Origin of the sequence: Citrobacter sp. RHB35-C17, from assembly GCF_013816795.1 — a bacterium.
Classification (GTDB): Bacteria; Pseudomonadota; Gammaproteobacteria; order Enterobacterales; family Enterobacteriaceae; genus Citrobacter_A; species Citrobacter_A amalonaticus.
On sequence record NZ_CP057150.1, the window covers coordinates 1,038,152 to 1,051,092 of the forward strand.

Genomic DNA, 12,941 nt, shown 5'->3' on the forward strand with positions numbered 1-12,941 from the left:
ATCAGCCTTTAATCTGTTTAACCAGATAGTTGACGATGTCGCCGGTTTTTATCAACTGTTTCTCGCCATTGCGACGGTATTTGTATTCAATATCGTCGTTGTCGAGGTTACGGTCGCCCAGCACGATAGTGTGCGGAATACCGATCAGTTCCATATCGGCGAACATCACGCCTGGGCGCTCTTTACGGTCGTCCATCAGCACTTCGATGCCCTGCGCACGCAGTTCGGCATACAGTTTTTCCGCCAGTTCCTGCACACGATAGGACTTGTGCATGTTCATCGGCAGAATCACCACCTGGAACGGCGCGATAGCGTCAGGCCATACTATCCCACGCTCGTCGTAGTTCTGCTCAATAGCCGCTGCTACCACGCGTGTGACCCCGATACCGTAACAACCCATGGTCAGGATCTGGTTGCGGCCATCTTCACCCTGGACGGCGGCTTTCATTGCTTCCGAGTACTTGGTGCCCAACTGGAAGATATGACCGACTTCGATACCGCGTTTGATCAGCAACGTGCCTTTTCCATCCGGGCTTGGATCGCCGGCGACGACGTTACGGATATCAGCGACTTCCGGGGTTGCGACATCGCGATCCCAGTTAATGCCGAAGTAATGCTTACCATCCACGTTAGCGCCTGCCGCGAAATCACTCATTGCGGCAACGGTACGGTCAATAATCACCGGCACTGGCATGTTTACCGGGCCCAAAGAACCCGGACCGGCATTCACCAGCGCGCGGATCTCTTCTTCGGTTGCAAACGTCAGCGGGCTGGCAACCTGCGGCAGTTTTTCCGCTTTGACTTCGTTCAGCTCGTGATCGCCGCGAACCAGCAGTGCGACCAGCGGAGACTTGCTGTCTTCCACGGCTTTCACCAGCAGGGTTTTCACGGTTTTCTCGATTGGCAGACTAAACTGTTCAACCAGCTCGGCGATAGTTTTTGCGTTCGGCGTATCAACCAGCGTCATTTCTTGCGTTGCAGCGGCGCGCGGCGCTTTTGGCGCAACGGCTTCCGCAAATTCAATGTTGGCCGCGTAGTCAGAGGAATCAGAGAAGATCACATCGTCTTCGCCGCTCTGTGCCAGTACCTGGAATTCGTGCGAGGCGCTGCCGCCGATAGAACCGGTGTCAGCCTGTACCGCGCGGAAATCCAGCCCCATGCGGCTGAAGATCTTGCTATAAGCCGCGTACATCGCGTCGTAGGTTTCCTGCAGAGATTCCTGAGAAGTATGGAAAGAGTACGCATCTTTCATCAGGAATTCACGGGAGCGCATCACGCCGAAACGCGGACGCACTTCGTCACGGAATTTAGTCTGAATCTGGTAGAAGTTCAGCGGCAGCTGTTTGTAAGAGCTGAGCTCGTTACGAATCAGATCGGTGATCACTTCTTCATGCGTTGGGCCAAGTACGAACGGACGATCGCCACGGTCAGCAATACGCAGCAGTTCCGGACCGTACTGTTCCCAACGACCACTCTCTTGCCACAGTTCAGAAGGCTGAACCACCGGCATTAACACCTCGATCGCACCGGCGTTGTTCATCTCTTCACGCACGATGTTCTCAACTTTTTTCAGGACGCGCACGCCGGTCGGCAGCCAGGTGTATAACCCGGAGGCCAGCTTGCGGATCATCCCGGCGCGTAGCATCAGTTGGTGGCTGATCACCTCGGCGTCGGCAGGTGTCTCCTTCAGAGTGGAGAGCAGATATTGGCTAGTACGCATGTTGTTACGGTTCCAGTTGAACGATCGAACAGGCTCAAAGTGAGCCTGACACAAAAAAAAGTAACTCAGTTTACCAGCGAGAAAGGGATGTCAAAAGAGAAGGGCGTGAAATTAGCGGGGTTCAAGCGCAAAGACTTCAAAACCCGTCTCGGTTACGCGCCAGCGCACGTTGAAATCATGCAGCCAGACAGCATAATTTTTACCGGTCTCTTCTCCTTTTCGATAGGCAGGACGCGGATCCTGCGCCAGCACATCACGAATAAACGTCTTCAGCAGGGGATAACGTTTTTCCAGCGCGGGAAACTGTTGCTCAATCTCGTCGGTAAAACTCACCGACATTTCGGCTTGCGGTGCCTGTTGCGCGTAGCTGGCGGTCGCATCCGGTAGCGATTCCGCGAACGGCAGGTAAGGCTTGATATCGATGACCGGCGTACCGTCAACCAGATCCAGACTGCCCAGTTGCAGAATGACCTGATCTTTCTGACAGACAACGCCTTTCAGTTCAACCAGCGACATGCCGACGGGATTGGGGCGAAATGTTGAGCGCGTAGCAAATACGCCCATCCGCGCGTTGCCGCCAAGACGAGGCGGGCGCACGGTAGGGCGCCATCCCCCTTCCATCGTCTGATGGAAAACAAAGATCACCCATAAGTGGCTGAATGCTTCAAGACCGCGTACCGCATCGGCCTGATTGTAAGGAGACAGCAGGTGCAGTTCGCCGTTGACGCTTTTTACCAGCCCTGGCTGGCGGGGAACGGCGAACTTCTCTTTGTAAGGCGAGCGAATGACACCGATTTGCTCAAACTGAAAATGACTCATTTAGCCGAGATGTTGAGCGCAGAACCAATGCAGACAGCCTGACGATAACAACCCGGCGTCCCGCTGGTGACTTCACAGCTATGCAGTAACACGGCATTGGCTTTCATTTTTGACGCATTAATCTGCATGCGTTTACGTGCTGTCGGGATGTTCGGCGGAGAGTCCTGGTTAGAGGCCTGACAGGATTCACCGGTCACTTCACCGAGATCGCGGAACGGCTTGCCGACCAGATCTTCAGCATTAGTGTAAATTCTGACGGGAACAGCGCGCGGCGCTTTCGGTTTTTCCGGCTCCGCTTTTGGCGGGGTTGCGGTGCTTTGAACGGGTTCAACAGGGGATCTGCTTAGCATGGAACAGCCGCTCAGCATGAGTGCCAATAAACAGATCGGTAAAGCACGCATAATATTTCCTCAATGAATGATCTAACTGTCACATATTGAATCAGGAGCTTGCATAAATGACAAGACGGGCAAACGCCCGTCCTGAATGATATTACAGATTGTGAAAAGCGCCTAAAAATTACCAGCCCTTAACAGCACCACCGTTGAAGACTTTATTGGCGGCTTCGTAAACTTCGTCAGACTGATAGGCCTGAACGAATTTCTTCACGTTCTCCGCGTCTTTGTTATCTTCACGGGTCACGATCAGGTTGACGTACGGGGAATCTTTATCTTCAACGAAGATACCGTCTTTCGCCGGCGTCAGGTTGATCTGGCTGGCATAAGTGGTGTTGATTACCGCCAGAGCAATTTGCGCATCGTCAAGAGAACGCGGCAACTGAGGGGCTTCCAGTTCAACAATTTTCAGATTTTTCGGGTTCCCGACGATATCCAGTGAGGTCGGCAGCAGACCCACGCCATCTTTAAGTTTGATCAGACCGACTTTTTGCAGCAGCAGCAGAGAACGGCCCAGGTTGGTTGGATCGTTCGGAACCGCTACCTGTGCGCCATCCTGAAGCTCATCCAGAGATTTGATTTTTTTAGAGTAGCCCGCAATCGGATAAACGAAGGTATTGCCTGCGGCAACCAGCTTGTATCCGCGATCTTTGATCTGCTGATCCAGATACGGTTTGTGCTGGAAGGCGTTGGCATCGATATCGCCTTTGCTCAGCGCTTCGTTCGGCAGAACGTAGTCATTGAAGGTCACCAGTTCGACGTCCAGACCGTATTTTTCTTTCGCAACTTTTTGTGCGACTTCAGCTACCTGCTGTTCCGCACCGACAATCACGCCGACTTTGATGTGGTTTGGATCTTTTTCATCCTGACCGCAACCCACGAGTGCCAGAGAACCAATCAGGGCGCCGACTGCCGCAATGGTTTTGAATTTGAACGCCATGCTTATTTCCTTAATGTGATAATTGTGTTTTGTAGAACGTTACTTGTGCGTCACAGTCCGGACGATGCGATCGCCCGCGAACTGAATTAAATAAACCAGAACAACGAGTAATACCAGTACCGTATTCATAACAGTAGCATTGTATCCAATATAGCCGTACTGATAGCCGATCTGTCCAAGACCGCCGGCACCCACGGCACCGCCCATGGCGGAATAACCAACCAGGGTAATCAGCGTAATTGTCGCAGCGTTTACCAGCCCTGGCAGGGCTTCTGGCAGCAGCACCTTACGTACAATTTGCAGCGGTGTTGCGCCCATTGCGCGGGACGCTTCAATCAGGCCGGTCGGGATTTCCAGCAGGGCGTTTTCCACCATACGGGCGATAAACGGTGCCGCGCCGACGGTGAGCGGGACAATGGCAGCCTGCAAACCGATTGATGTCCCGACAATCACACGAGTGAACGGAATCATCCATACCAGCAGAATAATGAACGGAATCGAACGGAAGATGTTCACAACCGCAGACAGTGTGCGGTAGAGCTTCGCGTTCTCAATGATTTGCCCGGGACGCGTGACGTACAGCAGCACGCCAACGGGAAGACCAATCACAAAACCAAAGAACCCGGATACGAAGGTCATCGCCAGCGTTTCCCAGACGCCACGAACCAGCAGCCACATCATCGGCTCAGACATAACCCAGTACCTCTACTTTTACATGGTGTTCCTGCAGCCAGGCGATCGCGGCTTGCGTTTCTTCTTGTGTGCCGTGCATTTCAGTCAGCATGATGCCGAACTTCACGCCGCCGGCGTAATCCATCTGCGCGCTAATAATGTTGTTATTCACGTTAAAGCGGCGCGCTGTTTCGGAAAGCAGCGGCGCATCCACCGACTGACCGGTGAATTCCATGCGCAACATCGGGACGCTGTCGGTCGTCGATTCCGCTTTGAGGCGTGCCAGATAATCTTCCGGAATATCCAGATGCAGTGTGGACTGAATAAATTTCTGCGCCAGGGGCGTTTTCGGGTGGGAAAACACTTCGCTGACGGTATCTTGCTCAATCAGCTCACCGTTGCTGATGACGGCTACGCAGTCGCAGATGCGTTTCACCACGTCCATTTCGTGCGTGATCAGTAGAATGGTCAGGCCAAGGCGACGGTTAATGTCTTTCAGCAGTTCAAGAATGGAGCGAGTAGTGGCTGGGTCCAGCGCACTGGTCGCTTCATCGCACAGCAACACTTTTGGCTGACTTGCCAGTGCACGGGCGATAGCGACACGCTGTTTCTGACCACCAGACAGATTCGCAGGGTAGCTGTCGTGCTTATCACCCAAGCCAACGAGATCGAGCAGTTCCGTCACGCGGCGCTTAATTTCTTCTTTTGGGGTGTTATCGAGTTCCAGCGGCAGCGCGACGTTACCAAAAACGGTTCGGGAGGCCAGCAGGTTGAAGTGCTGGAAAATCATGCCAATCTGACGACGCGCCTTAGTCAGTTCAGATTCTGATAGCGTCGTCAGTTCCTGTCCGCCAACCTGAACGCTTCCTTCTGTCGGGCGCTCCAGCAGGTTTACACAGCGGATCAGCGTACTTTTACCTGCGCCTGAGGCACCGATAACGCCATAAATTTGTCCGGCAGGAACATGCAGGCTAACGTTATTCAACGCCTGAATAGTGCGGGTCCCCTGATGGAACACTTTGGTGATATTCGAAAGTTTAATCATTGATTATTTATTATCGTAATGAAGTTACCGTGGCATTTTCGTCTGTCTGATGCGGTCAAAAGCCGTCAACAAAATGGATGTTAAGGCATCCAGACGTCTAAATCAATCAGGGTTTCTACGATGAGCACTTTCTTGCCTGCCGAAACATGCGATACTAGCGCCACATGCCTTATTCAGGAGCTATAAAAGGTGGCAAAGTCCGTACCCGCTATTTTTCTCGACCGTGACGGCACAATTAATGTTGATCACGGCTACGTACACGAAATCGACGAGTTCGAATTTATCGACGGTGTTATTGATGCTATGCGCGAGCTTAAAACACTGGGCTATGCGCTGGTAGTTGTCACCAACCAGTCAGGGATTGCGCGCGGCAAATTTACCGAAGCGCAGTTTGAAACATTAACAGAGTGGATGGACTGGTCACTGGCCGATCGCGATGTCGACCTCGACGGTATCTATTATTGTCCACACCACCCGCAAGGCAGTGTGGAAGAGTATCGCCAGGTTTGTGATTGTCGTAAGCCGCATCCCGGTATGCTGATCTCGGCCCGCGATTTCCTGCACATTGATATGGCCGCGTCTTATATGGTGGGCGACAAATTAGAAGATATGCAGGCTGCGGCTGCGGCAGGAGTCGGGACAAAAGTGTTAGTGCGAACCGGCAAGCCCATTACTGCGGAAGCAGAAAATGCGGCAGATTGGGTATTAAATAGTCTTGCTGATCTGCCATCGGCGATAAAAAAGCAGCAAAAATAAGCATTGTGGTTAAAAGGTGAGCGGTTGAAATAAAACTGCATTTTTCCGCTTGTCTTCCTGAGTCGACTCCCTATAATGCGCCTCCATCGACACGGCGGATGTGAATCACTTCACACAAACAGCCGGTTCGGTTGAAGAGAAAAATCCTGAAAATCAGGGTTGACTCTGAAAGAGGAAAGCGTAATATACGCCACCTCGCGACAGAGCGCTAAAGCGCGTCGCAACTGCTCTTTAACAATTTATCAGACAATCTGTGTGGGCACTCAGAGTGACATGGATACTTAACGTCGCAAGACGAAAAATGAATACCAAGTCTCAAAGAGTGAACACGTAATTCATTACGACGTTTAATTCTAAGAGCATCAAACTTAAATTGAAGAGTTTGATCATGGCTCAGATTGAACGCTGGCGGCAGGCCTAACACATGCAAGTCGAACGGTAACAGGAAGCAGCTTGCTGCTTTGCTGACGAGTGGCGGACGGGTGAGTAATGTCTGGGAAACTGCCCGATGGAGGGGGATAACTACTGGAAACGGTAGCTAATACCGCATAATGTCGCAAGACCAAAGAGGGGGACCTTCGGGCCTCTTGCCATCGGATGTGCCCAGATGGGATTAGCTTGTTGGTGAGGTAACGGCTCACCAAGGCGACGATCCCTAGCTGGTCTGAGAGGATGACCAGCCACACTGGAACTGAGACACGGTCCAGACTCCTACGGGAGGCAGCAGTGGGGAATATTGCACAATGGGCGCAAGCCTGATGCAGCCATGCCGCGTGTATGAAGAAGGCCTTCGGGTTGTAAAGTACTTTCAGCGGGGAGGAAGGGGTTAAGGTTAATAACCTTAGCCATTGACGTTACCCGCAGAAGAAGCACCGGCTAACTCCGTGCCAGCAGCCGCGGTAATACGGAGGGTGCAAGCGTTAATCGGAATTACTGGGCGTAAAGCGCACGCAGGCGGTCTGTCAAGTCGGATGTGAAATCCCCGGGCTCAACCTGGGAACTGCATTCGAAACTGGCAGGCTTGAGTCTCGTAGAGGGGGGTAGAATTCCAGGTGTAGCGGTGAAATGCGTAGAGATCTGGAGGAATACCGGTGGCGAAGGCGGCCCCCTGGACGAAGACTGACGCTCAGGTGCGAAAGCGTGGGGAGCAAACAGGATTAGATACCCTGGTAGTCCACGCCGTAAACGATGTCTATTTGGAGGTTGTGCCCTTGAGGCGTGGCTTCCGGAGCTAACGCGTTAAATAGACCGCCTGGGGAGTACGGCCGCAAGGTTAAAACTCAAATGAATTGACGGGGGCCCGCACAAGCGGTGGAGCATGTGGTTTAATTCGATGCAACGCGAAGAACCTTACCTGGTCTTGACATCCACAGAACTTGGCAGAGATGCCTTGGTGCCTTCGGGAACTGTGAGACAGGTGCTGCATGGCTGTCGTCAGCTCGTGTTGTGAAATGTTGGGTTAAGTCCCGCAACGAGCGCAACCCTTATCCTTTGTTGCCAGCGGTCCGGCCGGGAACTCAAAGGAGACTGCCAGTGATAAACTGGAGGAAGGTGGGGATGACGTCAAGTCATCATGGCCCTTACGACCAGGGCTACACACGTGCTACAATGGCATATACAAAGAGAAGCGACCTCGCGAGAGCAAGCGGACCTCATAAAGTATGTCGTAGTCCGGATTGGAGTCTGCAACTCGACTCCATGAAGTCGGAATCGCTAGTAATCGTGGATCAGAATGCCACGGTGAATACGTTCCCGGGCCTTGTACACACCGCCCGTCACACCATGGGAGTGGGTTGCAAAAGAAGTAGGTAGCTTAACCTTCGGGAGGGCGCTTACCACTTTGTGATTCATGACTGGGGTGAAGTCGTAACAAGGTAACCGTAGGGGAACCTGCGGTTGGATCACCTCCTTACCTTAAAGAACCTGCCTTTGTAGTGCCCACACAGATTGTCTGATGAAAAGTAAAAAGCAAGGCGTCTTGCCGAAGCAGACTTCAGTGTCCCCTTCGTCTAGAGGCCCAGGACACCGCCCTTTCACGGCGGTAACAGGGGTTCGAATCCCCTAGGGGACGCCACTTGCTGGTTTGTGTGAGTGAAAGTCGCCGGCCCCTGTATCTCAAAACTGACTCAGCGAGTCATGTTTGAGATATTTGCTCTTTAAAAATCTGGATCAAGCTGAAAATTGAAACGACACACCGTTAATGGTGTGTTCGAGTCTCTCAAATTTTCGCAACACGATGATGAATCGAAAGAAACATCTTCGGGTTGTGAGGTTAAGCGACTAAGCGTACACGGTGGATGCCCTGGCAGTCAGAGGCGATGAAGGACGTGCTAATCTGCGAAAAGCGTCGGTAAGGTGATATGAACCGTTATAGCCGGCGATGTCCGAATGGGGAAACCCAGTGCAATTCGTTGCACTATCGTTAACTGAATCCATAGGTTAACGAGGCGAACCGGGGGAACTGAAACATCTAAGTACCCCGAGGAAAAGAAATCAACCGAGATTCCCCCAGTAGCGGCGAGCGAACGGGGAGCAGCCCAGAGCCTGAATCAGCATGTGTGGTAGTGGAACGGTCTGGAAAGGCCGGCGATACAGGGTGACAGCCCCGTACACAAAATTGCATGTGCTGTGAGCTCGATGAGTAGGGCGGGACACGTGGTATCCTGTCTGAATATGGGGGGACCATCCTCCAAGGCTAAATACTCCTGACTGACCGATAGTGAACCAGTACCGTGAGGGAAAGGCGAAAAGAACCCCGGCGAGGGGAGTGAAAAAGAACCTGAAACCGTGTACGTACAAGCAGTGGGAGCCTCTTTATGGGGTGACTGCGTACCTTTTGTATAATGGGTCAGCGACTTATATTCTGTAGCAAGGTTAACCGAATAGGGGAGCCGAAGGGAAACCGAGTCTTAACTGGGCGTTAAGTTGCAGGGTATAGACCCGAAACCCGGTGATCTAGCCATGGGCAGGTTGAAGGTTGGGTAACACTAACTGGAGGACCGAACCGACTAATGTTGAAAAATTAGCGGATGACTTGTGGCTGGGGGTGAAAGGCCAATCAAACCGGGAGATAGCTGGTTCTCCCCGAAAGCTATTTAGGTAGCGCCTCGTGAATTCATCTCCGGGGGTAGAGCACTGTTTCGGCTAGGGGGCCATCCCGGCTTACCAACCCGATGCAAACTGCGAATACCGGAGAATGTTATCACGGGAGACACACGGCGGGTGCTAACGTCCGTCGTGAAGAGGGAAACAACCCAGACCGCCAGCTAAGGTCCCAAAGTCATGGTTAAGTGGGAAACGATGTGGGAAGGCTCAGACAGCCAGGATGTTGGCTTAGAAGCAGCCATCATTTAAAGAAAGCGTAATAGCTCACTGGTCGAGTCGGCCTGCGCGGAAGATGTAACGGGGCTAAACCATGCACCGAAGCTGCGGCAGCGACACTAAGTGTTGTTGGGTAGGGGAGCGTTCTGTAAGCCTGTGAAGGTGTGCTGTGAGGCATGCTGGAGGTATCAGAAGTGCGAATGCTGACATAAGTAACGATAAAGCGGGTGAAAAGCCCGCTCGCCGGAAGACCAAGGGTTCCTGTCCAACGTTAATCGGGGCAGGGTGAGTCGACCCCTAAGGCGAGGCCGAAAGGCGTAGTCGATGGGAAACAGGTTAATATTCCTGTACCAGGTGTTACTGCGAAGGGGGGACGGAGAAGGCTATGTTGGCCGGGCGACGGTTGTCCCGGTTTAAGCGTGTAGGTGTGTGTTCCAGGTAAATCCGGTTCACTTTAACACTGAGGCGTGATGACGAGGCACTACGGTGCTGAAGTGACAAATGCCCTGCTTCCAGGAAAAGCCTCTAAGCATCAGGTAACATCAGATCGTACCCCAAACCGACACAGGTGGTCAGGTAGAGAATACCAAGGCGCTTGAGAGAACTCGGGTGAAGGAACTAGGCAAAATGGTGCCGTAACTTCGGGAGAAGGCACGCTGATATGTAGGTGAAGCGATTTACTCGTGGAGCTGAAATCAGTCGAAGATACCAGCTGGCTGCAACTGTTTATTAAAAACACAGCACTGTGCAAACACGAAAGTGGACGTATACGGTGTGACGCCTGCCCGGTGCCGGAAGGTTAATTGATGGGGTTATCCGTAAGGAGAAGCTCTTGATCGAAGCCCCGGTAAACGGCGGCCGTAACTATAACGGTCCTAAGGTAGCGAAATTCCTTGTCGGGTAAGTTCCGACCTGCACGAATGGCGTAATGATGGCCAGGCTGTCTCCACCCGAGACTCAGTGAAATTGAACTCGCTGTGAAGATGCAGTGTACCCGCGGCAAGACGGAAAGACCCCGTGAACCTTTACTATAGCTTGACACTGAACACTGGTCCTTGATGTGTAGGATAGGTGGGAGGCTTTGAAGCGCGGACGCCAGTTCGTGTGGAGCCATCCTTGAAATACCACCCTTTAATGGCTGGTGTTCTAACGTGGGCCCGTAATCCGGGTTGCGGACAGTGTCTGGTGGGTAGTTTGACTGGGGCGGTCTCCTCCTAAAGAGTAACGGAGGAGCACGAAGGTTAGCTAATCCTGGTCGGACATCAGGAGGTTAGTGCAAAGGCATAAGCTAGCTTGACTGCGAGCGTGACGGCGCGAGCAGGTGCGAAAGCAGGTCTTAGTGATCCGGTGGTTCTGAATGGAAGGGCCATCGCTCAACGGATAAAAGGTACTCCGGGGATAACAGGCTGATACCGCCCAAGAGTTCATATCGACGGCGGTGTTTGGCACCTCGATGTCGGCTCATCACATCCTGGGGCTGAAGTAGGTCCCAAGGGTATGGCTGTTCGCCATTTAAAGTGGTACGCGAGCTGGGTTTAGAACGTCGTGAGACAGTTCGGTCCCTATCTGCCGTGGGCGCTGGAGAATTGAGGGGGGCTGCTCCTAGTACGAGAGGACCGGAGTGGACGCATCACTGGTGTTCGGGTTGTCATGCCAATGGCACTGCCCGGTAGCTAAATGCGGAAGAGATAAGTGCTGAAAGCATCTAAGCACGAAACTTGCCCCGAGATGAGTTCTCCCTGACCCTTTAAGGGTCCTGAAGGAACGTTGAAGACGACGACGTTGATAGGCCGGGTGTGTAAGCGCAGCGATGCGTTGAGCTAACCGGTACTAATGAACCGTGAGGCTTAACCTTACAACGCCGAAGCTGTTTTGGCGGAATTGAGAGAAAATTTTCAGCACTGATACCGGATTGTAGTGCGCAATAGTTTGCGCAGCGGCAAGGCGGCAAATGAAGCGACGGAAGGAGCATACACAGGTATGTGACTGACGTTGGCGAATGCAGCCAACGCAGCTGATGCGATAAAATATTGCGTACAGAGCACCAAGAATTTGCCTGGCGGCTGTAGCGCGGTGGTCCCACCTGACCCCATGCCGAACTCAGAAGTGAAACGCCGTAGCGCCGATGGTAGTGTGGGGTCTCCCCATGCGAGAGTAGGGAACTGCCAGGCATCAAATTAAGCAGTAAACTGATGTAAAAATCAGTGGTTGTAGAAAAATTCGGTGGAGCGGTAGTTCAGTTGGTTAGAATACCTGCCTGTCACGCAGGGGGTCGCGGGTTCGAGTCCCGTCCGTTCCGCCACTTATTAAGAGCCCTGAGTTAACACTCAGGGCTTTTTCTTTGCCTTAAATCTAATTGTTGCTAAAAACGCAAAAATCCTCTGCATTTTTCGCTCTTTTTCAACAAAACGCAAAACGTCATAATCCTCTCAGTTAACGAACATGATGAATCAAAGAGGAATTATTATGACTATCCCGGCATTCGGTTTAGGTACCTTCCGTCTTAAGGACGATGTTGTTATTGCATCCGTAAAAACGGCTCTGGCACTCGGTTACCGTGCTGTCGATACTGCACAAATCTATGATAATGAAGCCGCAGTTGGCCAGGCAATTGCAGAGAGCGGCGTTCCGCGCAATGAGTTGTACATTACGACCAAGATCTGGATTGAGAATCTGAGCAAAGACAAGCTGATCCCTAGCCTGAAAGAGAGCCTGAAAAAACTGCGTACTGATTATGTTGATCTGACGCTGATCCACTGGCCATCACCAAATGATGCTGTATCGGTTGAGGAATTCATGCAGGCGCTGCTGGAAGCGAAAAAGCAGGGACTGACGCGTGAAATCGGTATCTCTAACTTCACTATCCCGCTGATGGAAAAAGCCATTGCAGCGGTCGGTGCTGAAAATATTGCGACTAACCAGATTGAACTGTCTCCTTACCTGCAAAATGGCAAAGTGGTTGACTGGGCGAAAGCACACGGTATCCACATCACGTCTTACATGACGCTTGCATATAGTAAAGCTCTGAAAGATGAAGTGATTACCCGCATCGCGGCGAAACACAACGCCACTGCAGCTCAGGTGATCCTGGCATGGGCGATGGATGAAGGTTACTCGGTCATTCCTTCTTCCACTAAGCGAGAAAACCTGGCAAGCAACCTGTTGGCGTTGGATCTAACGTTAGATGCCGAAGATAAAAAAGCGATCGCTGCTCTGGATTGCAACGATCGCCTGGTAAGCCCGGAAGGACTGGCACCGCAGTGGGATTAATGC

At 52.2% G+C, this 12,941-nt stretch carries 8 protein-coding genes, 2 tRNA genes and 3 rRNA genes; 7 read left to right on the forward strand and 6 right to left on the reverse strand.

Annotated features, from left to right (window positions below; all coding sequences use genetic code 11):
• Position 1 precedes the first annotated feature (1 nt).
• The 6 genes from proS to metN form a co-directional block, all read right to left on the reverse strand.
• Positions 2–1,720, reverse strand: a complete 1,719-nt coding sequence (gene proS, locus HVZ37_RS04945; protein WP_181628158.1) for a proline--tRNA ligase — start codon at positions 1,718–1,720, stop codon at positions 2–4.
• A gap of 111 nt (positions 1,721–1,831) precedes the next feature.
• Positions 1,832–2,539 carry a tRNA (N6-threonylcarbamoyladenosine(37)-N6)-methyltransferase TrmO gene (gene tsaA / locus HVZ37_RS04950; protein WP_181628159.1) on the reverse strand — a complete coding sequence of 236 codons (708 nt, stop codon included), beginning with the start codon at positions 2,537–2,539 and terminating at the stop codon, positions 1,832–1,834.
• Positions 2,536–2,940 carry an Rcs stress response system protein RcsF gene (gene rcsF / locus HVZ37_RS04955; protein ID WP_042323642.1) on the reverse strand — a complete coding sequence of 135 codons (405 nt, stop codon included), beginning with the start codon at positions 2,938–2,940 and terminating at the stop codon, positions 2,536–2,538. The genes tsaA and rcsF overlap by 4 nt, the downstream gene beginning before the upstream one ends.
• 118 nt (positions 2,941–3,058) lie before the next feature.
• Positions 3,059–3,874 (reverse strand): methionine ABC transporter substrate-binding lipoprotein MetQ, encoded by an 816-nt coding sequence (metQ, locus tag HVZ37_RS04960; RefSeq protein ID WP_042997845.1) that lies wholly within the window; start codon positions 3,872–3,874, stop codon positions 3,059–3,061.
• Positions 3,875–3,913: 39 nt separating this feature from the next.
• Positions 3,914–4,567, reverse strand: a complete 654-nt coding sequence (locus tag HVZ37_RS04965) for a methionine ABC transporter permease MetI (RefSeq protein WP_042323638.1) — start codon at positions 4,565–4,567, stop codon at positions 3,914–3,916.
• Positions 4,560–5,591: a methionine ABC transporter ATP-binding protein MetN gene (gene metN / locus HVZ37_RS04970; RefSeq protein ID WP_042997844.1), complete on the reverse strand. Its 1,032-nt coding sequence runs from the start codon at positions 5,589–5,591 to the stop codon at positions 4,560–4,562. The genes HVZ37_RS04965 and metN overlap by 8 nt, the downstream gene beginning before the upstream one ends.
• 189 nt (positions 5,592–5,780) lie before the next feature.
• Between metN and gmhB the strand changes: the two genes are divergently transcribed.
• The 7 genes from gmhB (at position 5,781) to dkgB (ending at position 12,938) form a co-directional block, all read left to right on the forward strand.
• Complete coding sequence (gene gmhB / locus HVZ37_RS04975) at positions 5,781–6,347, forward strand: D-glycero-beta-D-manno-heptose 1,7-bisphosphate 7-phosphatase (protein ID WP_042997843.1); 567 nt, start codon at positions 5,781–5,783, stop codon at positions 6,345–6,347.
• Between the two features lie 370 nt (positions 6,348–6,717).
• Positions 6,718–8,259, forward strand: a 16S ribosomal RNA gene (locus tag HVZ37_RS04980).
• 86 nt (positions 8,260–8,345) lie between these two features.
• A tRNA-Glu gene (locus HVZ37_RS04985) sits at positions 8,346–8,421 on the forward strand.
• Positions 8,422–8,617: 196 nt separating this feature from the next.
• Positions 8,618–11,523: ribosomal RNA gene (locus HVZ37_RS04990) — 23S ribosomal RNA — on the forward strand.
• Between the two features lie 200 nt (positions 11,524–11,723).
• Positions 11,724–11,839: ribosomal RNA gene (gene rrf, locus HVZ37_RS04995) — 5S ribosomal RNA — on the forward strand.
• The 16S, 23S and 5S rRNA genes sit together here with 2 tRNA genes alongside, the layout of an rRNA operon.
• Positions 11,840–11,893: 54 nt before the next feature.
• Positions 11,894–11,970, forward strand: a tRNA-Asp gene (locus HVZ37_RS05000).
• 164 nt (positions 11,971–12,134) lie between these two features.
• Positions 12,135–12,938: a 2,5-didehydrogluconate reductase DkgB gene (dkgB, locus tag HVZ37_RS05005; RefSeq protein WP_181628160.1), complete on the forward strand. Its 804-nt coding sequence runs from the start codon at positions 12,135–12,137 to the stop codon at positions 12,936–12,938.
• Positions 12,939–12,941 lie beyond the last annotated feature (3 nt).

Excerpts from the sequence above, each read along its gene's own strand:
- proS (WP_181628158.1), bottom strand. The coding sequence starts at position 1,720 with ATGCGTACTAGCCAATATCTGCTCTCCACTCTGAAGGAGACACCTGCC.
- tsaA (WP_181628159.1), bottom strand. The coding sequence starts at position 2,539 with ATGAGTCATTTTCAGTTTGAGCAAATCGGTGTCATTCGCTCGCCTTAC.
- rcsF (WP_042323642.1), bottom strand. The coding sequence starts at position 2,940 with ATGCGTGCTTTACCGATCTGTTTATTGGCACTCATGCTGAGCGGCTGT.
- metQ (WP_042997845.1), bottom strand. The coding sequence starts at position 3,874 with ATGGCGTTCAAATTCAAAACCATTGCGGCAGTCGGCGCCCTGATTGGT.
- HVZ37_RS04965 (WP_042323638.1), bottom strand. The coding sequence starts at position 4,567 with ATGTCTGAGCCGATGATGTGGCTGCTGGTTCGTGGCGTCTGGGAAACG.
- metN (WP_042997844.1), bottom strand. The coding sequence starts at position 5,591 with ATGATTAAACTTTCGAATATCACCAAAGTGTTCCATCAGGGGACCCGC.
- dkgB (WP_181628160.1), top strand. The coding sequence starts at position 12,135 with ATGACTATCCCGGCATTCGGTTTAGGTACCTTCCGTCTTAAGGACGAT.